The following is a 22,571-nucleotide window of genomic DNA, read 5'->3' as shown; positions in this document are numbered from 1 at the left end:
CCGCGAATGGAAGATGGCCCGCCACGGCCAGGCCTGGCAGATCGGCGACAGCCTGAACGCCTCGATCGGGCAGGGCTTCGTGCTGGCGTCGCCGCTGCAGCTGGCGGTGATGACCGCCCGCATCGCGTCGGGCCGCGAGGTTCAGCCCCAGCTGATCCGGTCCGTCGACGGCGTGCGGCAGGCGCCGCCCGAATACCCGCCGCTGGACATCAGCCCGGAAGCGCTGCGCGTCGCGCGGCTTGGCATGGACGCGGTGATGAACAGCGCCCGCGGCACCGCCCGCGGCGCCCGCATCACCCGCGAGGAATGGCGCATGGCCGGCAAGACCGGCACCAGCCAGGTCCGCAACATCACCGCCGCCGAACGCGCCCGCGGCGTCATCTCGAACGATCAGCTGCCTTGGGCGCGGCGCGACCATGCGCTGTTCGTGGCCTATGCCCCCTATGATGCGCCGAAATACGCGATCTCGGTGGTGGTCGAACATGGCGGCGGCGGATCGGCCGTGGCCGCGCCCATCGCGCGCGACATCCTGCTGTTCGCGCTGAACGGCGGGCTGCCGCCCCTGGACGCAGTGCCCTCGGATCAGCGCGCCGCGCTGGAGGAGCGTCACAACGCCATGCACCTTTACCAGCCCGAGGCCCCGCGCCCCGGCCGCAGCAGGGCGTAAGGCGATGTCCTATCTCGACTATCAGGTGGCGCAGGTTCCGACGGGGTTCCGCAAGGTCCTGTACATCAACTGGCCGCTGGTCCTGCTGATCACCGCCGTGTGCTGCATCGGGTTCCTGATGCTGTATTCGGTCGCCGGCGGCCGCATGGACACCTGGGCGGAACCGCAGATGATCCGCTTTGCCGTGGGCATGGTGATCATGCTGGGGCTGGCCTTCGTGCCCATGTGGTTCTGGCGCGGCATCTCTGTCGCGGCCTATGTGATGTGCTTCCTGATGCTGGTCGCGGTCGACCTGTTCGGGGTCATCGGCATGGGCGCGCAGCGATGGATCGACATCGGCCCGATCCGCATCCAGCCGTCCGAACTGATGAAGATCGCGCTGGTCCTGCTGCTGGCCGCCTATTACGACTGGCTGCCGCTGAACCGCGTGTCGCGTCCCTTGTGGGTGATTGTGCCGGTGGTGCTGATCCTGGCGCCGACCGCGCTGGTCCTGATGCAGCCGGATCTTGGCACGTCGATCATGCTGGTCGCGGGGGGCGGGATCGTGATGTTCGCGGCGGGTGTGTCGCTGTGGTATTTCGGGGCGGTGATCGGCGCCGCGGTGGGCCTGGTCGTGGCCGTCATGCGCAGCCGCGGGACGGACTGGCAGCTGCTGCGCGACTATCAGTTCCGCCGGATCGACACCTTCCTGGACCCGACCTCCGACCCGTTGGGGGCCGGCTACAACATCATCCAGAGCCAGATCGCGCTTGGTTCGGGCGGGTTGTCGGGGCGCGGCTTCATGCAGGGCACGCAGTCGCGGCTGAACTTCCTGCCCGAAAAGCACACCGACTTCATCTTCACTGTCCTGTCCGAGGAGTTCGGCTTCATCGGCGCGTCGTCGCTGCTGGTGCTGTACATGCTGATCCTGGGCTTCTGCCTGTATTCCGCACTCAGCAACCGCGACCGCTTTGCCAGCCTGATCACCATCGGCATCAGCGCGACGTTCTTTCTGTACTTCTCGATCAACATGGCGACGGTGATGGGGCTGCTGCCGGCCAAGGGGTCGCCGCTGCCGCTGGTCAGCTATGGGGGGACGTCGCTGATGATCCTGATGCTGGGATTTGGTCTGGTGCAATCCGCCCATGTCCACAGACCCCGATGAGGGTCCGGTTCTCTGCCCGCGACGATGCGTGGTCCGATTGGGCCCCGGCCCTGCGCGCGGCCTGCCCCGAGATGCATCTGGACCGCGACGGCGATCCGGCCACGTTCGATGCGATCATCTACGCCCCGGGCGGCGACATCACCGATTTCGCGCCCTACGCCAATGTCCGGCTGGTGCAGAGCCTGTGGGCCGGGGTCGAACGCATCGTGGGCAACGCCACGCTGACCCAGCCCTTGGCGCGGATGGTCGATCCTGGATTGCGCCAGGGGATGGCCGAATATTGCGCAGGATGGGCCATGCGCGCCCATCTGGGCATGGACCGCTATGCCCAGGACGGCATCTGGCGCAACGGGCAGATCCCGCCGCTGGCCGCCGAACGCCCGGTGACCGTCCTGGGCATGGGCGAACTGGGACAGGCCGCCGCAGCCATGCTGACCGGCCTGGGCTTTCCGGTCACCGGCGTCAGCGCCTCGGGGCGGGCGGTGCCGGGTGTTTCGGTGCTGCCCATCGCGAAGCTGCATCAGGCCCTGGCCCGCGCGCAGATCCTGGTCTGCCTGCTGCCCGACACGCCCGCCACCCGCGGGCTGCTGGATGCGGACCGCCTGTCGCGCCTGCCTGACGGCGCCTGGCTGATCAATCCGGGACGCGGCACGCTGATCGATGACGAGGCGCTGTTGCGGGGGCTGGACCGGGGGCGGCCGGGGCACGCGGTGCTGGACGTGTTCCGCACCGAACCGCTGCCCCAGGACCACCCGTTCTGGGCCCATCCCGCGGTCACCGTCACGCCCCATATCGCCGCCGAGACCCGCCCCGCGACCGCCGCCCCCGTCGTCGCCCAGAACCTGCGGCGCGCGATGGCGGGACGGCCGTTGCTGCATCTGGTGGACCGCGACCGCGGTTACTGACCCGGACCGCCCCTGGCCCGATTCGCCTTCAGCTGTGCCGCGCGGGCCGAGGCGCGGGCGATGCGCTCTGCCATCTTCTTCTCGCGGCGGCGCTGATAGGCGATGAAGATCGGGACGGTCAGGTAATGCGTGATGACCCCCGCGATGGACCCCAGGATGACGCCGCCGACCATGTAGGGCCAGAATACCTGCGCCAGAAAGTCGCTGAGGTTGTACCAGTGCATCTCTGACGGGCCGAACAGGGCGCTGAGGTTGTGCCACAGCTCTCCGGTGGCCTTCGAGAATTCGTGGAAGATGAACTGGGGCGTCAGCTCGCCCTCTTGGCCCAGGATCTCGCGGCCCAGCTTGACCGACATCAGCGCGATGAAGGGCAGGGTCACCGGATTGCCCACGAAGGTCGCCAACAGCGCGGCCAGCACGTTGCCGCGGATGATCCAGGCCACCGCCGCCGCCGACAGGAAGTGGAACCCGAACAGCGGCGTGAAATTCACCATGATCCCCGCCGCGACCCCGCGCGCGATGCGATGCGGCTGGTCGGGCAGGCGGCGCAGCCTGTGGGCTACATAGGCGCTGGCCCGCCGCCAGCCGCCCGGCGGATAGATCATCTGGCTGGCCAGTTGGCCGTAGCTGCGCGGTTTGCGGCGTTTGAACAAGGCGAACCCGATCCGTGACGGGCAGGGGGCGCCTGCCTCAGGGTTTCAGCGCCGGGTCCCGCACGCGCGAGACCTGCGCGACATCGCTTTCCGCCTCGAGGGCGGTCAGCAGGTTGTGCAGATGTTCATGGTCGCGCAGTTCGACCTCGACCTCGATGCGGTAGAAGTCGGGCTTGCGGGCGATGAACTCCAGGTTCGAGATATTCGCCCCCTGCGCCCCGATCAAGGTGCAGATGCGTCCCAGCACGCCTGCGTCGTGGCGGATCGTCAAATTGAGCACGGTCGAATAGGCGGCGGGGTGGCGCCCCTCGCGCCATTGCAGGTCGACCCATCGGTCGGGGCTGTCCTCGAACTCGGCCAGCACGGGACAGTCGATGGCATGGATGACCACGCCGGCGCCGCGATAGGTGATGCCCACGATCCGCTCGCCGGGCAGGGGGGCGCAGCAGGGCGCGCGCTTGAAGTTCGCGTCGGCCTCCAGCCCCGCGAAGGGGCGCTTGCCGTCGATCTCGTCTTGGTGGTCGGCCAGTTCCGGATAAAGGACGCCCAGGACCTCCTTGGCGGAGTTCTCGGCGCTGCCGATGCGGGCCAGCAGATCCTCGGCCGAGGGCAGACCCATCTGCTTGGCCGCGGTGCGCAGCGCCTTGTCGGTGACCTTGCGGCCCACATGCTCGAAGCTGACGCGCACCAGTTCGCGCCCCAGGCGCATGAAGCGGTCGCGGTCCTCCTCGCGCAAGCTGCGCCGGATCGCGGCCTTGGCGCGGCCGGTGACCACGATGTCCAGCCAGGTCGCCTGCGGCCGCTGCCCCGAGGCCGATATGATGTCGACCGACTGCCCGTTCTTCAGCCGCGTCCACAGGGGCACGCGGATGCCGTCGATCTTGGCGCCGACGCAGGAATTGCCCAACCGGGTGTGGATCGCATAGGCGAAGTCGATCGGCGTCGCGCCCCGCGGCAGCTGCATCACGTCGCCCTTGGGGGTGAAGCAGAACACCTGGTCCTGGTACATCTCCATCTTGACATGTTCCAGGAACTCGTTGTGGTCCTCGGTGTCGAACCGGTCGGTCAGCTGGGCGATCCATTCGGCGGGATCGACCGCAAAGGGGTTCCGGGTGCGCACGCCGTCGCGATAGGCCCAATGCGCCGCGACGCCGGCCTCGGCGACCTCGTGCATCTGGCGGGTGCGGATCTGCACCTCGACCCGCTTGCCGTCGCGACCCGATACCGTGGTGTGGATAGAGCGGTAGCCGTTCGATTTCGGCTGGCTGATGTAATCCTTGAACCGCCCCGGAACCGCGCGCCAGCGATGGTGAATCACGCCAAGCGCGCGATAGCAGTCCATCTCGGTCCGCGTGATGATCCGAAAGCCGTAGATGTCGGACAGGCGCGAAAAGGCCAGCTGCTTTTCCTGCATCTTGCGCCAGACGCTGAAGGGCTTCTTGGCGCGGCCGAACACGTCGGCCTCGATGCCCTCCTTCTCCATCTCGGTGCGGATGTCGGCGGTGATCTGGCCGATGATGTCGCCGCTGTCGCGCTGCAGGCTGACAAAGCGGCGGATGATCGAACTGCGCGCCTCGGGGTTGATGACCTTGAAGGCCAGGTCCTCCAGCTCCTCGCGCATCCACTGCATGCCCATCCGGCCCGCCAGGGGGGCATAGATGTCCATCGTCTCGCGCGCCTTCTTGACCTGCTTGTCGGGACGCATGGACCGGATGGTGCGCATGTTGTGCAGCCGGTCGGCCAGCTTGACCAGGATCACCCGCATGTCGCGCGACATGGCCATGAACAGCTTGCGAAAGTTCTCGGCCTGCTTGGACTGGGTGCTGGACAGTTCCAGGTTGGTCAGCTTGGTGACCCCGTCGACCAGTTCGGCGATTTCCGCGCCGAACATGCCGACGACCTCGTCCTTGGTCGATCGCGTGTCCTCGATCGTGTCGTGCAGCAGCGCGGTCACGATGGTCGCGTCGTCCAGCCGCATCTCGGTCAGGATGGCGGCAACGGCGATGGGATGGGTAAAATACGGCTCGCCGGAATGGCGGAACTGGCCCTCGTGCATGCGCATGCCGTATTCATAGGCATCGCGGATCAAGGTGCAGTTGCTGCGCGGGTTGTAGTTGCGGACAAGGGCCAGCAGGTCTTCGACGTCGATCATGATGGTGTCGAAGACCTCTGCAGTGTGACCGTGTCAGGCGCGCTGGTTGGCTTCCAGCATCATGCGCAGCATCCGTTCCTCGGATTCCTCGTCAGACGGCTTGGGGCGATCGACCTCGGCGCCCAGCAGCAGGGCCATGGCGTCCTCCTCGGGCTCGTCGACCTCGATCTGGGTCTGGGTCGATTCGATCATCCGCTCGCGCAGATCGTCGACGGGCTGGGTCTCTTCGGCGATTTCGCGCAGGGCGACCACCGGGTTCTTGTCGTTGTCGCGATCGACGGTGGGGGCGCTGCCAGCCGCGATCTCTCGGGCGCGATGCGAGGCGAGCATCACCAGATCAAAGCGGTTGGGAACCTTGTCGACGCAGTCTTCGACCGTTACGCGGGCCATGGATCACCTGTGCAGTTGCGAATCGGACATTCGGGGCGAACCGGACTGATGGTCGCCACAGCGCCGATTGTCAAGGAAAACCTGGGGATTCGACCGGCGTCATTCCGTCCAACGCGCGAGGGCCAAGCGCCTCCAGCATCGCCGCGACGCTGAGCCCGGTCAGCGGATGACGCCAGTCCGGCGCGATCTCGGCCAGGGGGGCCAGGACGAACGCGCGGTCCTGCATCCGCGGATGGGGCAGGATCAGCCGGTCGGGCGTCTGCACCCCCTGGCGGTCGGGGGACAGGTCCATCCAGTCCCGCAGATGGCCCGCATCGGGTTCGATCCGGTCGTCCAGCGCAATCAGGTCCAGGTCCAGGACGCGTGCCGACCACCGGCCGGTGCTGCGGTCGCGGCCGTGCTCTGCCTCGATCGCGTGCAGCGTCGCCAGGACCTGCGGCGCGTCCAGGGACGTGGCGATCAGCGCCACCGCATTGGCGAAATCGGGCCCCGATCCCGCAGGCATGGCGGGAGTCCGCCAGATGCAACTGATCGCGGTGATTGAAATGCCCGGGGCGCTGTGCAGAATGCCCATCGTCGTGCACAGGGTCGTTACGGGGTCCTGATCCGACAGGGGAAGGTTGGCCCCAAAAGCAACGATACCAAAAGACAGGTTAACCACGCTTTCCTCTTTCCTTACAGGTCCATGGCATGGGCCCGCGCATCTCAGGTCCCTCACCCTGGCCCGCGCTTGTGCCGTGAAGGACCGGGTTCATCAAAGGCAACATCCATGTTTTACAAAGACGACCGATTGGCAATCTTCATAGACGGGGCCAATCTTTATGCTGCCGCGAAGGCACTGGGCTTTGATATCGACTACAAGCTGCTGCGCCAGGAATTCGATCGCCGCGGCAAGCTGATGCGTGCCTATTACTATACCGCCCTGATCGAGGGCGAGGAATATTCCCCGATCCGTCCGCTGGTGGATTGGCTGCATTACAACGGTTTCTGCGTCGTGACCAAGCCGGCGCGCGAATACACCGACGCCCTGGGCCGCCGCAAGGTCAAGGGCAACATGGACATCGAACTGACCGTCGATGCGATGGAACTGGCCCCGCGGATGGATCACGCGGTCCTGTTCTCCGGCGACGGCGATTTCCGGCCGCTGGTCGAATCGCTTCAGCGTCAGGGGGTCCGGGTGTCGGTCGTGTCCACGATCCGCAGCCAGCCACCGATGATCGCCGACGACCTGCGCCGCCAGGCCGACAACTTCATCGAACTGGACGCGCTGCGCGACATCATCGGCCGCCCGCCGCGCGACCCGGCTCAAGTCGAGACTTAATCCCGCGTACACCGGGGCCTGACAGCGCCGGTGCCGCATGACGCGATGATGGTGCGGACGGCGGGACTTGAACCCGCACTTCCGTTCGGAAAACAGATTTTCGTACCACTTCGACTTTCGCCGCCGGGGGTGCGATGCCCCGTTCGTGGTCTGGACTATCCCTTCGCCATGGTCCGCAAGGACGTTAGGCGCCGCCCGTCTAGTCTCTACACCTTCCCCGTGTCCGGGGCTTGGCTCGGGATTGGCACGGGGCCGGGGCCCCACAGCTTTCCCCGAATTTGAGCGGTTCTGCACCAGCGGTTTCCCGGCCGGGCACTCCAATCGTCAAAGTCTGCTGCGTCTACCGATTTCGCCACGTCCGCATCATCATCACTCCTGCGTATCGCAGGCTGTGCGGCGCAGGGCAAGTGGATGAACAAAACATAGCCCCCCGAATCAGGAACCGTTTTCGTCGGCCTTGGTTGGACAGGCAACGCGCCATCACAGGAGGACGTCATGTCCAGCATCAGCGAGACACGCGGCAACGGTGGAGAGACCCACCAGACCGGCGGCGAGGCCCTGACTACCAATCACGGGGTCCCGATTTCCGACAACCAGAACAGCCTGAAGGCCGGGGCCCGCGGTCCCACCCTGCTGGAGGATTTCGTCCTTCGCGAAAAGATTTTCCATTTCGACCATGAACGCATTCCGGAGCGAATCGTCCACGCCCGCGGTTCGGGTGCACACGGCTATTTCGAATGCACCGACCCGATCCCGGAACTGACCCGCGCGGGCGTTATGGCAAACCCGGGCAAGACGCCAGTCTTTGTGCGTTTCTCGACCGTGGCCGGCGGCGCAGGCAGCGTCGACACGCCGCGCGACGTGCGGGGCTTTGCTGTCAAGTTCTACACCCAAGAAGGCAACTGGGACTTGGTCGGCAACAACATTCCGGTGTTCTTCATCCAGGACGCCATCAAGTTTCCCGACTTGGTCCATTCGGTCAAGATGGAGGCAGACAAGGGCTATCCGCAGGCCGCCAGCGCCCACGACACCTTCTGGGATTTCGTATCGCTGATGCCGGAATCCATGCACATGATCATGTGGGCGATGTCCGATCGTGCCATCCCGCGCAGCCTGCGCATGATCGAGGGGTTCGGCGTCCACACATTCCGCCTGGTCAACGCCCAAGGCAAGTCGACCTTCGTCAAGTTCCACTGGAAGCCCAAGCTGGGCTTGCAGAGCCAGGTCTGGAACGAGGCCGTCAAGACCGCCGGCGCGAACCAGGACTATCACCGCCAGGACCTGTGGGAGGCCATCGATTCGGGGGACTTCCCGGAATGGGAACTGGGCATCCAGACCTTTGACGCGGAATGGGCCGCCAAGCAGCCTTATGACGTCCTGGACGCGACCAAGCTGATCCCCGAGGAGGACATTCCCGTCCGCATCGTCGGCCGCATGGTGCTGGACCGGAACCCCGACAACTTCTTTGCCGAGACAGAGCAGGTGGCCTTCCTGCCGACGAACGTCGTGCCCGGCATCGACTTTTCCGACGACCCGCTGCTGCAGGGACGGCTGTTCAGCTATATGGACACTCAGAAGTCGCGGCTTGGCACCACGAACTTCCACCAGATCCCGGTTAATGCGCCGAAATGCCCGATGCACAATTTTCAACGCGACGGCATGATGCAGATGGCGGTGCCCAAGGGCCGCGCCAACTATGAGCCGAACAGCCTGGACCAGGCCGGAGAGGAGCCGGGACCCCGCGCCACCGACCAGGGCTTCGCGACCTACAAGGACATGACCGACCTGGGCAACCAGCCGGACGAAAAGTTGCGCGTGCGTGCGGACCTGTTCGGCGACCATTACAGCCAGGCACGGCTGTTCTATCGCAGCCAGACCGAGGTCGAGCAGACCCACATCGCCGATGCGATCACGTTCGAACTGTCCAAGGTCGGCCTTGGCCACGTGATCCAGCGCGTTCTGGGTCATTTGCGGGTCATCGACGAAGATCTGGCCGAAACCGTGGCCGAAGGTCTGGCCGAGGATCTGCCCGATGCAGCGACGCCCATGCGCGAGCCGATCGACATGGCGCCTTCGGATGCGCTGTCGATCATGAAGCAAGCCAAGCACAGCCTGAAGGGTCGCAAGGTCGGCATCCTGATCGGCGACGGCGGGGATCAAGCCAAGGTCGATGCGCTGCGCGACGCGGTCGAGGCCCAAGGCGGCACCGTCATGCTGATCGCCAAGGAGCGTGGCAAGGCCGAGGCGCAGCTGGCGGGATCGCCGTCGGTCCTGTTCGACGCGGTGGCGCTGGTCATCGGCGCCGATGACGCGGCCAAGCTGGCCAAGTTCAAGCCCGCGGTCGACTTCGTGTCGGATGCCTTTGCGCATCTGAAGGCGATCGGCGCCGACGATGCCAGCGCCAAGCTGCTGGCGGCGGCCGGGGTGCAGCCCGACAAGGGCGTGACCAAGCTGGACCCGGCGGCGTTCGTCGAAGCGGCGGCGCAGCGGTTCTATGACCGCGAAGCCAAGGTCTGGTAGGCCTCAGCCGTTTAGGACCGGAATGAAAGGGGGCGGGCCGGTGGTCCGCCCCTTACCCATAGCTGCGGGTCGGGCGGTCAAAGACCTTGCGGCCCATCAGACTGCCGACCAGATCGACCATCAGCTTTGCGGTCCGGCCCCGTTCGTCCAGGAACGGGTTCAACTCGACCAAGTCCAGCGATGTGACCAGCCCCGATTCGTGCAGCAGCTCCATCACCAGATGCGCCTCGCGGAAGGTCGCGCCGCCGGGCACCGTGGTTCCCACCGCGGGCGCGATCGAGGGGTCCAGGAAATCCACGTCCAGGCTGACATGCAACAGGCCGTCGGCCGCGCGCACGCGGTCCAGAAAGGCCCGCAGCGGGGCCACGATGCCCTGTTCGTCCAGCACCCGCATGTCGTTCACGGTGATGTCCGTAGGCTGCATCAGGGCCAGTTCGGCGGGGTCCACACTGCGGATGCCGAACATGCAGATGTTTTCGCCCGGGATGGGGGCGGGGAAGGGCGGGAAGGGGTCGAAACCGTCCAGCCCGTTGGCATAGGCCATCGGCGTGCCATGCAGGTTTCCCGACGTGGTGGTGGCGACGGTGTGAAAGTCGCTGTGCGCGTCCAGCCAGATCACGAACTGCGCGCGGCCCTGCGCGGCGGCATGCGCAGCGACCCCTGCGACGGTGCCCAAAGCCAGCGAATGATCGCCCCCCATGATGATCGGCATGCCATGCGGCAGGGCGTCCTGAGTGGCTTGCCGCAGGGCGCCGGTCCAGGCGATCGTTTCAGGCAGGTGATGGACGGCGGGGTTGGCGCAGGTATGGTCGCCCAGGGGGTCCGGCGTGACGTCGCCGCGATCCTCGACCGTGTGGCCCAGGGTCGACAAGGTCGCGGCCAGGCCCGCGGTGCGATAGGCGGCGGGGCCCATCAGGCAGCCGGGGCGGCGCTGGCCCTCGTCCACGGGGGCTCCGATCAGGATGCAATGGGTCATGGGGCTCTCCGGCTGGATGGTGCCCCGTTTGAACACGCCCGGCCGGGGAAAGTCCACCGGCCGGGCGCATCCCCCTAGAAGTTCGAGGTCAGGCCCAGCCACAGGCGGCGGCCCTCGCCCTCGGTGTTGTTGGCGGCCATGGTGACGTCGCGGTCCAGCAGGTTGTAGATCGCGCCGTTCAGGCTGACCCGGTCGGCCAGTTGATAATCCGCCCCCAGGTCCACCGTCAGGTAGGACCCGTATTCATAGGCGATGGCTGTCCCGTCCGCGTCGAAGGCCACCGGTCGGCCGTTGGTGCCGATGCGGGCTCCGGCGGCTGTTTCCCGGCCGTGATAGATCACCGACCCCCAGGCCCCCAGCCCCGCGACGGGGGTGACCCAATCGGCGGTCACGCTGGCCTGATGGCGCGGCGTGCGGTCCAGCGGCAGGCCCGCGAAATCGCCGGTCCGCTGTTCGCTGTCGGTGAAGCTGTAGCTGGCGCGCAGCGTCAGGTCGGGGGTGGCGTCCCAGTCCGCGGTCAACTCGACCCCCTGCAGGCGGGCGCGGCCGACATTGTACCATTCCCATCGGTTGAAGGTGGTTCCGCCGATCACGACCTGGTCGTCGGTGCGGGCGCTTTCGATCTTGTCGTCGAAATCGGTGCGGAACAGCGTCGCACCCACCTGCCACGTCGGCGCATCGTAAAGCGCCGCCAGCTCATAGCTGGTGCTTTCCTCTGGCTGCAGGCCGGGGTTCGAGACGATCGCGCCTGCGCCCCGTTCGGTGGTGTAGAAATAGCCCGGCACGACGGAGCGCAGATCCGGCGCGCGGAACCCCGTCGACACGCCCCCCTTGAGGGTCAGGCCCTGCGTCGCGTTCCACACCGCATAGGCGCGCGGGGTCAGGTTGCTGCCGTATTCGGCATGATCGTTCAGCCGCGCCCCAAGGGTCAGGGCAAGATCGTCGCGCAGGCGCCATTCGTCCTCCAGGAACACCGCGCGCTGCGAGGTCGCAAAGGAATAGGTCCGCCCATCGCCCAGGCCGGGGTTCTGGTCGCGCAGCCCCGTGCGGTTCACCTGCCCGCCAAAGACCAGCGTATGGCTGCCCTGCCATTCCAGCGGCGCGGTGAATTTCGCGTCATAGACGGTGTTCGTGACCTCTGGCGCGCGGTCGCCTGCGACAAGCGCGCCATTGCCCGATGCCGTCTTGCGCTGGCCCACCTCGCGCAGGACCGACAGGTCGGCCGTGACATTGCCCCACTGCCCGGCATAGGACAGGGCGGCGCGGTCGCGGGTGTTTTCCTGAAGGCTGTCGTTCTGCGGCGTGCCGCGGAAATCCACGGGCGCGATGGTGCGGCCGACGCGGCCGAGGTCCTCGATTGTGGTGCGCCCGCCCTCCAGGTGGACGGTGTGATCGGGGTCGGGCGTCCAGCTGAACCGCGCCGACAGGTCCGTCAGTTCGCGGTCGCGCAGCCCGTCGACGACCCGCGATTCGGACCGGTCGAGGCGGCGTCCCCAGACCTGCAGGCCCAACCGGTCCGCAGCGACCGGCCCGCTGCCATAGAAGGACAGCTGGCGCGAGGACGCGTCGTCGCCGTCCTGGGGCAGGGTGGCCTCGGCCGTGACCGACCCGGTCCAGCGGTCGGCGACCGGCTTGGTGATGACGTTGACCACGCCGCCCATCGCGTCCGATCCGTACAGCGACGACATCGGCCCGCGAACGATCTCGATCCGGTCGATGGCGGCGACGGGGGGAATCCAGTTCTGCTCGATCCCCGCGCTGCCGTTGGTGCGCGATTCGCGCGTGCCCTGACGTTTGCCGTCGACCAGGATCAGCGTGTACTGGCCCGACAGGCCGCGGATGGTGATGTCCTGTTCGTTGGCGACGCCAGTTGTGGCCACGCCCTGCACCCCGCGCAGCGCGTCCGACAGGCTGGTGATGTTGCGCCGCGCCAGCTCCTCTCCGGAAATGACCGAGATGCTGGCAGGGGCGTCGGCGATGTTCTGTTCGAACCCGGACGCGGTGATCACGATCTCGTCCAGCAGGATGGGGGCCGTGTCCTGGGCCAATGCCGGCGCGGTCAGGGCGGTCAGCGACAGGAACGTCGCGCGAAGGGAGGGGGTCTTGGGCATCATGGGCCTCGGGGTCGGAGGGGACATGCTGCCTGGGGTCGTGGCCAGAGGGAAAAGCCGATTACCTGGGTAATTCAGTCGCCTTTACGGCGGGTGGGCGCGGGGGACAAGGTCTGCGCCTGCCCCCTGCGCTCCTGTGGCACGAATGCGACAGTCAGGCGCGGACGCCCTGGAAACGGGCGGCCCAGGCCTCTCGGTCCTCGTCGCTGATCTTGGCGAACATCACCTCGGGGACGGTGAAGGCATGGCCGGGGGCCAGCGCCTGCAGGGCCTGCGCCACGTCGTCGGGCCAGCCCGCATCCTGCGCGTCCATCGCCTGCAGCATCGCGGCCGATGCAAAGGGGATGAAGGGCTGCGACAGGACCGCATAAAGGCGGATCAGGTTCAGGCCCATGCGCACCTGCATCGCCGCTTGGTCGGGGTCGGTCTTGAACACCGTCCAGGGCGCGGCCGACTGCAGGTATTCATTGCCCGACACCCAGATGGCGCGCAGCTCGGCGGCCGCCTTGCGGACCTCCATCGCCTCCATGTTCGCCTCATAGGCACGAACGCGGGCGGTCAGCGTGTCGATCAGCGCCAGTTCGGCAGGGCCCCAGGCCGGGCCTTCGGGAACGGCCTCGCCGAACTTGGCGCGGCAGAACTTGGTGATGCGGCTGACGAAGTTGCCCAGCACGTCGGCCAGGTCCTTGTTCACGGATTGCTGGAAATTCTCCCACGTGAACTCGCTGTCGCCGGATTCGGGGGCGTGGGACAGCAGCCACCAGCGCCAGTAGTCCGCCGGCAGGATCTCCAGCGCATGGTCCATAAAGACGCCGCGCCCCTGCGAGGTGCTGAACTGTCCGCCCTGATAGGTCAGGTAATTGAAGGACTTGATATAGTCGACCATCTTCCACGGCTCGCCCGAACCGATCAGTGTCGCGGGGAAGGACAGGGTATGGAAGGGCACGTTGTCCTTGCCCATGAACTGGGTATAGGTCACGTCCTCGGCGCCCTGGTCCAGGCGCCACCAGCGGCGCCATGCGGCATCGTCGGCGCCCGCCGCATCGGCCCATTCGGCGGTCGCGCCGATATATTCGATGGGCGCGTCGAACCAGACATAGAAGACCTTGCCCTCCATCCCCGGCCAGTCCTGGTCGCCCCGCTTCACCGGCACGCCCCAGTCCAGGTCGCGGGTGATGCCGCGGTCCTGCAGCCCGTCGCCGTCGTTCAGCCATTTGCGCGCGATCGAGGTCGTCAGGATCGGCCAGTCGGTCTTTGCGTCGATCCAGGCGGCGATGTCGCCCTTCAGCGCGGACTGGCGCAGGTACAGGTGCTTGGTCTCGCGCACCTCCAGGTCCGTGCTGCCCGAGATCGCGCTGCGCGGGTCGATCAGGTCTGTCGGGTCCAGCTGCTTGGTGCAGTTTTCGCACTGATCGCCGCGCGCCTTGTCATAGCCGCAGTTGGGGCAGGTGCCCTCGATATAGCGGTCCGGCAGGAAACGGTTGTCGGCATGGGAGAAGACCTGCTTCTCGACGACCTCGCGGATATAGCCCTGGTCGGCCAGGCGGCCCGCGAAATGCTGGGTCAGGGCGCGGTTGCGGTCGCTGGAGGAGCGGCCGTAATGATCGAAGGACAGCCCGAACCCGTCGGCCAGCGCGGTCTGGACGCCATGCATCCGGGCGCAATAGTCGGCCACGGCCTCTCCGGTCTTGGCGGCGGCCAGTTCGGCGGGGGTGCCGTGTTCGTCCGTGGCGCAGATGAACATGACCTCATGGCCCCGCGCCCGCAGATAGCGGGCATAGAGGTCGGCGGGCAGCTGTGAACCGACGAGGTTCCCCAGATGCTTGATGCCGTTGATGTAGGGCAGGGCAGAGGTGATCAGGTGGCGGGCCATGGCATGCGTCCTTTCGGGGTCGCGCATCTCTAGCCCTGTTGCGCCGTGATGAAAAGCGGTGCGCACGCCCGGCGCACCGGGCGTGCGCAGGTCGTCAATGGGCCAGCATCTCGTCCACGATCTGGGCGGGGGTCATGTCGGCGGGATAGTAGGTAGGCCAGTTCGTCACCTCCTCCAGCAGGGCGGCGCGGTCGTCGCCCCAATACAGGTGGAAGTGGTCGGCGCGGGCCGGGGCGATCCCATGGTCGCTGAACTGGATGAAGGCGGGTGCGCCCGCGTCGCCGGCAGTCTTGGCAAAGATGAAACGGACGCCGCGGTTGCCGCGGGCATAGGTCAGGATCTCGTGCCCGTCATGGGCATAGGTGCCCGACACCTGCGTGCCGTCGCTGTAGAACGTCACCATGTCACCCTCGATGGTGATGCGGTCCGTATCAGTGGCATAGCCGGTCTGGTAATAGGCGGTGTATTCCTCGGCAGTCTGGTCGCCCTTCTGGGCCTTGCGGTCCATGACCGGCGCCAGGGTGCCGTCCTGCAGCAGGGGATAGACCGACTGCCAGTCGCCCGCATAGTCGGACAGGGGGCGGTCCTTGACCTGATCGTCGTCGAAATAGCCGTCATAGAGGGCCTGTGCCTCGGGGCTGCGGGCATGGGCGTGATCGTGGTCATGATCGTGGTCGTGGGAGTGGTCATGCGCGGCTGGGGCGGCACTGTCCTGGGCCAGCGCCGGCCCGGTCAGGGCAAGCGTCGCGGCGATCAGCAGACTGGCGGGGAGGGGCGAGCGGAGGGGCATGGGGCGGTCCTTCTATAGATATGACGAATCATGGAATGATATATCATCACATAACGGGACCGCAGTAAGGCGCGCGTACGGGGATGGCAAGGGCGGGTCGGGACCGGGCGGACCTTTGCGGCCCGCCCGAAAGCAATCAGCGGCGACGGTCGCGGCGCGAGGACATCGGCTGGAACGCGACGCCGACATGCGCCTCGCAATAGGGTTTTCCCGCGACCGACGGCAGGCCGCAGAACCAGAACTTGTCGGTTGCCGGATCGCCGATGGGCCATTTGCAGGTCCGCTCGGTCAGTTCCATCAGGGTCAGTTTCTTGGCGCGCTTCTCGACCTCGCGGACCGAGGCCAAGGCTTCGGGAGAGATCTCGTTGGCCGAAGGCTGGGGCGGCAAAGGCTGTCCCGCCGGCACGATCGGGCGGCGGGGAACGGGCACGAAGGCCGGTTGCGTGCTGGGTTCGGGTTCCGGCTCGGGCTGGACCGCCACGGGCTCGGGCGCGGGTTCGGGGCGCAGAGGGGCCGTCGCTGGCTGCGGGACCGCACGGGGAGCCACAGGCTTTTCGCGCGCGACCGGTTCCGGCGCGGGGGCGGGAGCCGGGGCTGCGGCTTCCGGCTCCTCGGTGCGGTTCGACAGCCCCAGGCGATGGACCTTGCCGATCACCGCGTTGCGGGTCACGCCTCCCAGTTCCTTGGCGATGGCGCTGGCCGACTGGCCCTCGGACCACATGCGTTTCAGTGTCTCGACGCGATCATCCGTCCAGGACATGGCAGCCTTTCCGGGCGGGTCTGACCTGCCGCCCCATCTTGTAACCTGCGATTGGTCCCGTCACATACGGGATGCCGAGATTTAGCCGCCGAAGCGCAGAAATTCAAGGACCGCCAGATGACCCCGCCCACAATGCCCGGCCTGCCCCCGCTTTCCGACAGCCCCGCCATGGGCGTGCGCCGCTTTGGCCGCGTCAACTGGCTGGGCCTGCGCACGCTGGCGCGGCGTGAGGTCATGCGCTTCATGGCCGTCTGGCAGCAGACGATATTCGCGCCGCTGATGACGGCGGGCCTGTTCGTTGTGGTCTTCGCGATGGCCCTGGGGCAGGGACGGGGGCAGATCATGGGCCTGCCCTATCTGGTCTTCCTGGGGCCGGGCATCCTGATGATGACGGTTATCCAGAACGCCTTCGCGAACACTTCCAGCTCGATCACCGCGGCCAAGGTGCAGGGCAACATCGTCGACACACTGATGCCGCCCCTGTCCGCCGGAGAGCTGTTGGCCGGCTATCTGGCCGGGTCGGTGGTGCGCGCCGGGCTGGTGGCCACGGTCATCGGGACCGGCATGGTGCTGGTCACCGGGCGAGGCATTGCGCATCCGGGCTGGACGCTGGTCTTCGTGCTGCTGGCCGCGCTGATGTTGGGCGGCTTGGGAATTCTTGCGGGCATCATGGCGCAGAAGTTCGATCAGATGGCGGCGATCACCAATTTCGTCATCACGCCGCTGTCGTTCCTGTCGGGCACCTTCTATTCGGTGCAGGCGCTGCCACAGCCGTTCAGCACGCTGTCGCACTGGAACCCGATCTTCTATCTGATCGACGGGGCGCGCTATGGCGTGACCGGGGTCAGCGACGCGCCGGTCTGGCGCGGCGCGCTGATCTGCGCGGGGGTCGTTGCGGGGGTGCTGTATCTTGCATGGCGCTGGCTGCGGTCGGGCTATCGGATGAAGCCCTGATTAGCACTTGCCTTGACAGGCAAAGCTGCGCATCCTTTGCGCTATGACGAAACGACGCACCACCCGTTCGCGACGCTGACGCCGGCCCCTTCGCGGGCTCGCGTCCCTGTTGCCGTTTCCGCCATTCCCCTTCCATCGCCGGAGCCCTGCCATGATCCCGCACGTCTTGCCGACCTATAATCGCGCCCCCCTGGCGTTCGAACGCGGCGAAGGCGCCTGGGCCGTCACCGCCGACGGGACGCGATACCTGGACCTGGGCGCGGGCATCGCGGTGAACGTGCTGGGTCATGCCAATCCCGATCTGGTCGCCGCGCTGACCGAACAGGCGGGCCGGATCTGGCACGTGTCGAACCTGTACCAGATCCCCGAGCAGGAGCGTCTGGCCGACCTGCTGGTCGAACACACCTTCGCGGACACGGTGTTCTTCACCAATTCCGGCACCGAGGCGGCCGAACTGGCCATCAAGATGGTGCGTAAGCACTGGGACCACGCAGGCGATCCGGATCGGATCGAGATCCTGACGTTCTCGGGCGCGTTCCACGGGCGCTCCACCGGGGCCATCGCGGCGGCAGGGTCGGAGAAGATGATCAAGGGCTTTGGCCCGCTGATGCCGGGGTTCCGCACGCTACCCTTCGGCGATCACGAGGCGCTCAAGGCCGCAGTCACTGATCGCACCGCCGCGATCATGGTCGAACCCGTGCAGGGCGAGGGCGGCATCCGCCCGCTGCCCGACGCCTGCCTTCAGGGGCTGCGCGAGCTGTGCGACCAGACCGGCGCGCTGCTGGTCCTGGACGAGGTGCAATGCGGCATGGGCCGGACAGGGCGTCTGTTCGCGCATGAATATGCCGGGATCACCCCCGACATCATGATGGTCGCCAAGGGCATCGGTGGGGGCTTTCCCCTGGGCGCGGTGCTGGCGACGGAAGGCGCGGCCGCGGGCATGGTCGCAGGGACGCACGGCTCCACCTATGGCGGCAACCCGCTGGCCTGCGCGGTCGGCGCGCGCGTGATGCAGATCGTGGCCGATCCGGCCTTCCTGGCCGAGGTCAACCGCAAGGCCGCCATGTTCCGCCAGAAGCTGGAGGGGCTGGTCGCCGCCCATCCGCAGATCTTCGAGGGCGTGCGGGGGCAGGGGCTGATGCTGGGCCTGAAATGCCGCGTCGCGCCGACCGATCTGGTCCGTGCGGCCTATGATCAGCATCTGCTGACCGTGCCCGCCGCAGATGACACCCTGCGCCTGCTGCCGCCGCTGAACATCACCAAAGATGAGATCGCCGAGGCGGTGGCGCGCCTGGACAGGGCCGCCGCCAGCCTGGATGGCTGAATACGCCTTCAGGCCGATCACCGAGAACGACCTGCCCGTGCTGGCCCGATGGCTGGCTCAGCCGGAGGTCGCTGCCTGGTGGCCCGGCCCCGATCGCCAGATCGCCCTGATCCGCGACGATCTGGGGCACCGGGTGATGCGACAGATGATCGTGGTGCGGAACGGCGCTGCCCTGGCCTATGCGCAATCCTATCCGGCCCATCACTGGCCCGCGCCGCATTTCGCGGGGCTGTCGGCGGATGCCGTGGCGCTGGACGTGTTTTCCGGGCCTGACGGGGTGGGGCAGGGCGGCGCATGGCTGCGCGCCCTGGGCAATCTGCTGCTGCTGGACTGTTCGACCCTGGCGATCGATCCCGCCCCCGAAAATCAGCGCGCCATCGCCGCCTACCGCAAGGCGGGCTTTGCGGGCAACGATCACCGCCTGGACGCGCAAGGCCGGCCCGTCCGCGTGATGACCCGCCTCCGATGAGGCTCATGCGCCCTTCTTCTTTGCCCAAATACCCATCTTCTCCGGCCCGGCCGCGTGCACCCCCGCGGGGGCGCAGAAAGCCCGATCCGCCCTTGACCCGGCCCGTTCGGCGGGGCTTGCTGGAGAAAAGCCGAAAGACCAAGATGATGACCCATTTCCTGGATATCCACACCACCGACCGCGCCGCCCTGCGCAGCATCATCGACAGTGCCCACGCGATGAAGGCCGCTCGCAACGGCCGCCCCAAGGGCAGTCCCGATGACGAACAGCCGCTGGCCGGCCGCATGGTCGCGCTGATCTTCGAAAAGCCTTCGACCCGCACGCGGGTCAGCTTCGATGTCGGCGTGCGCCAGTTGGGCGGGCAGACGATGATCCTGTCGGGCTCGGAGATGCAGCTGGGTCATGGCGAAACCATCGCGGACACCGCGCGCGTGCTGTCCCGCTATGTCGACCTGATCATGATCCGGACCTTCGAGGAGGCGACGCTGCTGGAGATGGCCGAGCATGCGACCGTTCCGGTGATCAACGGGCTGACGAACCGCACGCATCCATGCCAGATCATGGCCGACGTGATGACCTTCGAGGAACATCGCGGCCCCATCGTCGACAAGAAGGTCGTCTGGTCGGGCGACGGCAACAACGTGTTCGCAAGCTTTGCCCACGCGGCGGGGCAGTTCGGCTTCGATCTGACCTTCACAGGCCCGCCGCCGCTGGATCCCGAAGCGGCCTGCCTCGACTATGCGGCATCCCAAGGGCGTCCCGTCACCATCGAGCGCGATCCGGCGCGGGCCGTCATCGGTGCCGACCTGGTCGTGACGGACACCTGGGTCAGCATGCACGACCCGCAATCGGCCAAGGAGCGGCGCCACAATCAGCTGCGCGGCTATCAGATTAACGAGGCCCTGATGGCGCAGGCGCGGCCGGATGCGCTGTTCATGCATTGCTTGCCCGCGCATCGCGAGGACGAGGTGACCAGTGCCGTCATGGACGGCCCCGCATCCGTCATCTGGGACGAAGCCGAAAACCGGCTGCACGCGCAGAAGGCGATCATGCGCCACTGCCTGGGTCTGTGACCTGATTGACGGGCGGCCAAGGGCCGCCCGACGACACTTGAACCGGCCCCGCGAGGGCGGGGCAGGTTCGGTCCGGTGCTCTGCATCGGCATCCGAATGCAAAGGAAGGCGGATGCTAACTTTTGCGCCTTAGACCTAGTTCTTTGCTTAGGGTAAGTGGGACGAACTTTGAAACCGCTATTCATTGCGAAGGGCGCCCAAATTCGCTATCAACTGCAAGGACCTGTCGGCAGTGCCTCAACCGCTGTAATGACGATCAGCGAAGCATGCCGCGTACGGGCTATTCCACTTTTCAAAGGTGAATACGGCAAGCCTATTCACTAGTCCGCTTTCCGCAGTATCGTGTTCCACCGATAGGATGTAGGGGCTGCGACCAGTCTGGCCGCGTGCTTGCTACGTCAAAGATGTCGCTGCTGCTAAGCAGGTGGGAGGCGCGCTTGCCAAAATCGATGCCATGTCACATGGCTGCGTCCGGATGTAGTTCATGCTGACTTGCCGCTACAATCACTGGGTCGATCAGGTCGGAGTTGGACCCAATTCGGTTGAGATTGGATGTAACAACGCGATTGCGAGAGCCGAGGTATCTCTGGGCTAGCGGTCGTCTCAATAAGGTTGAGGACAGGCTCTGCGGGATATGAGTACCGAAGCCGAGGCCGGTCGATCGCCCCGATCGAATAGAGCGACGGCCCCGCGTGGGGGCCGTCATGTCGTTCAGCCGATGGCTGCAGCGCGGATCTCATCGTCGATCGCGTCGAGATACTGGGCGAAGTTGTCGCAGAACATCTGCACCAGCTTCTTGGCCTGGGCGTCATAGGCGGCCGGGTCGGCCCAGGTCTGGCGCGGGTCCAGAAGGACAGGGCTGACGCCGGGGACGCTGACCGGCACGTCGAAGCCGAAGTTCGGATCGCGGCGGAACTGCACCGTGTTCAGGCTGCCGTCCAGGGCGGCGGCCAGCAGGGCGCGGGTGGCGGCGATGGGCATACGTTTGCCCGTGCCGAAGGCGCCCCCGGTCCAGCCGGTGTTCACCAGCCAGCAGGATGCGCCGTGCTGGGCGATCTTTTCCTGCAGCAGCTTGCCATAGACCTCGGGGCGGCGGGGCATGAACGGCGCACCGAAGCAGGTGGAGAAGGTCGGGATCGGCTCGGTCACGCCGACCTCGGTGCCCGGCGTCTTGGAGGTGAAGCCCGACAGGAAGTGATACATCGCCTGTGCAGGCGTCAGCCGCGCGATCGGGGGCAGCACGCCATAGGCGTCGCAGGTCAGCATGATGACGTTCTTGGGATGCCCGCCAAGGCTGGTTTGGGACGCGTTGCTGATCGCCTCCAGCGGATAGGCGCAGCGCATGTTGTCGGTGATCGAGTTGTCCTCGAAGTCCAACTCCAGCGTCTCGGGGTCAAAGACCATGTTCTCGATCACGGTCGCGAAGCGGCTGGTGGTCGCGTGGATCTCAGGTTCGGCCTGGGCCGAAAGGTTGATCGTCTTGGCGTAGCAGCCACCCTCGAAGTTGAAGATGCCGGTGTCGGACCAGCCATGTTCGTCGTCGCCGATCAGGACGCGCGACGGATCGGCCGACAGGGTGGTCTTACCGGTGCCCGACAGGCCGAAGAAGACCGCGCTGTCATCGGGATTTCCCGGCGCGTGGTTGGCGCTGCAGTGCATCGGCATGATGCCCTTTTCCGGCAGCAGGTAGTTCAGCAGCGTGAAGACCGATTTCTTGTTCTCACCGGCATAGGCGGTGTTGGCGATCAGGATCAGCTTCTTGTCGAAGTTCATCGCGATCACCGTCTCGGACCGGCAGCCGTGACGCGCGGGATCGGCCTTGAAGCCGGGGCAGTTGATAATGGTGAATTCGGGCGTGAAGGTCGCCAGCTCGTCGGCCTGGGGCCGGCGCAGAAGGTGGCGGATGAACAGCCCGTGCCAGGCAAGCTCGGTCACCACGCGCACGTCCAGGCGGTTATCGGCATCCGCACCACCGAACAGGTCCTGCACGAAATAGTCGCGACCCTTCATGTGCTGAAGCATGTCGGCATGCAGCAGATCGAACGCCGCCGGGTCCATCGGCTTGTTGTTGTCCCACCAGATGCTGTTCTCGACCGACGAGGTGCGGACGACGAACTTGTCCTTGGGCGAGCGGCCGGTATGCGCGCCGGTCGAGACCAGGAACGCCCCGCCCAGGCCCAGCTTGCCCTCTCCGCGGGCGACGGCCCGTGTCATCAGGGCGGGTTCCAGCAGGTTGTAGTGCACCTGGCCCAGCCCCGTAATGCCTTGGTCTTCCAGTCGGCAGGTCGGGTTTACGCGCGTGGTCATGTCGGGGGCTCCGTGGCTTGGGGTGCGGCGTTTCATCGGGCTATAGCACGGCGGATTCGGCCCGAAACAAGTCAGCGCAAACAGTTAGCGGAAACATCAAATGTTATCGCCATCAGGACCGTTTAGTCGGCGCGACGCCGTGCCACAGGCGGAAAATTAACCTGTTTTCGGGCAGGATCGGA

19 protein-coding genes and 1 tRNA gene are annotated in these 22,571 nt (G+C 66.4%); 9 read left to right on the top strand and 11 right to left on the bottom strand.

Annotated features, from left to right (window positions below):
* The 3 genes from GBO37_RS01070 to GBO37_RS01060 all read left to right on the top strand — a co-directional run.
* Positions 1–667: penicillin-binding transpeptidase domain-containing protein (locus GBO37_RS01070; RefSeq protein ID WP_252926588.1), on the top strand; the 667-nt coding region annotated here is incomplete at its 5' end.
* Between the two features lie 4 nt (positions 668–671).
* Positions 672–1,811: a rod shape-determining protein RodA gene (gene rodA, locus GBO37_RS01065; protein ID WP_252926586.1), complete on the top strand. Its 1,140-nt coding sequence runs from the start codon at positions 672–674 to the stop codon at positions 1,809–1,811.
* Entirely contained in the window at positions 1,808–2,716 is a 909-nt protein-coding gene (locus GBO37_RS01060) for a glyoxylate/hydroxypyruvate reductase A (RefSeq protein WP_252926583.1), read from the top strand. The genes rodA and GBO37_RS01060 overlap by 4 nt, the downstream gene beginning before the upstream one ends.
* On the opposite strand, the gene GBO37_RS01055 is transcribed toward GBO37_RS01060, so the two are convergent.
* The 4 genes from GBO37_RS01055 to folK form a co-directional block, all read right to left on the bottom strand.
* Positions 2,710–3,369, bottom strand: a complete 660-nt coding sequence (locus GBO37_RS01055; RefSeq protein WP_252926581.1) for a DUF2062 domain-containing protein — start codon at positions 3,367–3,369, stop codon at positions 2,710–2,712. The two genes, GBO37_RS01060 and GBO37_RS01055, sit on opposite strands and share 7 nt — an antisense overlap.
* A 37-nt stretch (positions 3,370–3,406) precedes the next feature.
* Positions 3,407–5,521 carry a bifunctional (p)ppGpp synthetase/guanosine-3',5'-bis(diphosphate) 3'-pyrophosphohydrolase gene (locus tag GBO37_RS01050; RefSeq protein WP_045982739.1) on the bottom strand — a complete coding sequence of 705 codons (2,115 nt, stop codon included), beginning with the start codon at positions 5,519–5,521 and terminating at the stop codon, positions 3,407–3,409.
* Between the two features lie 33 nt (positions 5,522–5,554).
* On the bottom strand, positions 5,555–5,911 hold the full coding sequence (gene rpoZ / locus GBO37_RS01045; RefSeq protein WP_042245492.1) for a DNA-directed RNA polymerase subunit omega: 357 nt from the start codon (positions 5,909–5,911) through the stop codon (positions 5,555–5,557).
* Between the two features lie 70 nt (positions 5,912–5,981).
* Positions 5,982–6,572, bottom strand: a complete 591-nt coding sequence (gene folK, locus GBO37_RS01040) for a 2-amino-4-hydroxy-6-hydroxymethyldihydropteridine diphosphokinase (RefSeq protein ID WP_252926579.1) — start codon at positions 6,570–6,572, stop codon at positions 5,982–5,984.
* A gap of 108 nt (positions 6,573–6,680) precedes the next feature.
* Between folK and GBO37_RS01035 the strand changes: the two genes are divergently transcribed.
* On the top strand, positions 6,681–7,232 hold the full coding sequence (locus GBO37_RS01035) for an NYN domain-containing protein (protein ID WP_252926578.1): 552 nt from the start codon (positions 6,681–6,683) through the stop codon (positions 7,230–7,232).
* 49 nt (positions 7,233–7,281) lie between these two features.
* Here the strand turns inward: GBO37_RS01035 and GBO37_RS01030 are convergent.
* Positions 7,282–7,353 (bottom strand) — tRNA-Leu (locus GBO37_RS01030).
* A 374-nt stretch (positions 7,354–7,727) separates the two neighbouring features.
* Between GBO37_RS01030 and GBO37_RS01025 the strand changes: the two genes are divergently transcribed.
* Positions 7,728–9,752, top strand: a complete 2,025-nt coding sequence (locus GBO37_RS01025; RefSeq protein ID WP_252926575.1) for a catalase — start codon at positions 7,728–7,730, stop codon at positions 9,750–9,752.
* 52 nt (positions 9,753–9,804) lie between these two features.
* Here GBO37_RS01025 and rocF read toward each other — a convergent pair whose 3' ends face one another.
* From rocF to GBO37_RS01000, 5 genes are all read right to left on the bottom strand, one after another.
* Positions 9,805–10,728: an arginase gene (rocF, locus tag GBO37_RS01020; protein WP_252926573.1), complete on the bottom strand. Its 924-nt coding sequence runs from the start codon at positions 10,726–10,728 to the stop codon at positions 9,805–9,807.
* Between the two features lie 74 nt (positions 10,729–10,802).
* Positions 10,803–12,839 (bottom strand): TonB-dependent receptor domain-containing protein, encoded by a 2,037-nt coding sequence (locus tag GBO37_RS01015; protein ID WP_252926571.1) that lies wholly within the window; start codon positions 12,837–12,839, stop codon positions 10,803–10,805.
* A gap of 154 nt (positions 12,840–12,993) precedes the next feature.
* Complete coding sequence (gene metG / locus GBO37_RS01010) at positions 12,994–14,712, bottom strand: methionine--tRNA ligase (RefSeq protein ID WP_148911661.1); 1,719 nt, start codon at positions 14,710–14,712, stop codon at positions 12,994–12,996.
* A gap of 94 nt (positions 14,713–14,806) precedes the next feature.
* Positions 14,807–15,502, bottom strand: a complete 696-nt coding sequence (locus GBO37_RS01005) for a metal-binding protein ZinT (protein WP_252926569.1) — start codon at positions 15,500–15,502, stop codon at positions 14,807–14,809.
* Between the two features lie 136 nt (positions 15,503–15,638).
* A complete protein-coding gene (locus tag GBO37_RS01000) occupies positions 15,639–16,262 on the bottom strand; it encodes a GcrA family cell cycle regulator (RefSeq protein WP_252926567.1) in 624 nt (207 codons plus the stop codon).
* Positions 16,263–16,379: 117 nt separating this feature from the next.
* Between GBO37_RS01000 and GBO37_RS00995 the strand changes: the two genes are divergently transcribed.
* The 4 genes from GBO37_RS00995 (at position 16,380) to argF (ending at position 20,082) form a co-directional block, all read left to right on the top strand.
* Entirely contained in the window at positions 16,380–17,216 is an 837-nt protein-coding gene (locus GBO37_RS00995; RefSeq protein WP_252926565.1) for an ABC transporter permease, read from the top strand.
* Between the two features lie 151 nt (positions 17,217–17,367).
* Positions 17,368–18,540 carry an aspartate aminotransferase family protein gene (locus GBO37_RS00990; protein ID WP_252926563.1) on the top strand — a complete coding sequence of 391 codons (1,173 nt, stop codon included), beginning with the start codon at positions 17,368–17,370 and terminating at the stop codon, positions 18,538–18,540.
* Positions 18,533–19,009 (top strand): GNAT family N-acetyltransferase, encoded by a 477-nt coding sequence (locus tag GBO37_RS00985; protein ID WP_252926561.1) that lies wholly within the window; start codon positions 18,533–18,535, stop codon positions 19,007–19,009. The genes GBO37_RS00990 and GBO37_RS00985 overlap by 8 nt, the downstream gene beginning before the upstream one ends.
* 146 nt (positions 19,010–19,155) lie before the next feature.
* Positions 19,156–20,082 carry an ornithine carbamoyltransferase gene (gene argF, locus GBO37_RS00980; RefSeq protein WP_252926596.1) on the top strand — a complete coding sequence of 309 codons (927 nt, stop codon included), beginning with the start codon at positions 19,156–19,158 and terminating at the stop codon, positions 20,080–20,082.
* Between the two features lie 711 nt (positions 20,083–20,793).
* Here the strand turns inward: argF and GBO37_RS00975 are convergent.
* Positions 20,794–22,389 carry a phosphoenolpyruvate carboxykinase gene (locus GBO37_RS00975; protein WP_252926559.1) on the bottom strand — a complete coding sequence of 532 codons (1,596 nt, stop codon included), beginning with the start codon at positions 22,387–22,389 and terminating at the stop codon, positions 20,794–20,796.
* Between the last annotated feature and the right edge of the window lie 182 nt (positions 22,390–22,571).

Source organism: Paracoccus sp. 08, assembly GCF_024105395.1.
Classification (GTDB): domain Bacteria; phylum Pseudomonadota; class Alphaproteobacteria; order Rhodobacterales; family Rhodobacteraceae; genus Paracoccus; species Paracoccus marcusii.
This window is presented reverse-complemented; position numbering and strand designations above follow the sequence as displayed.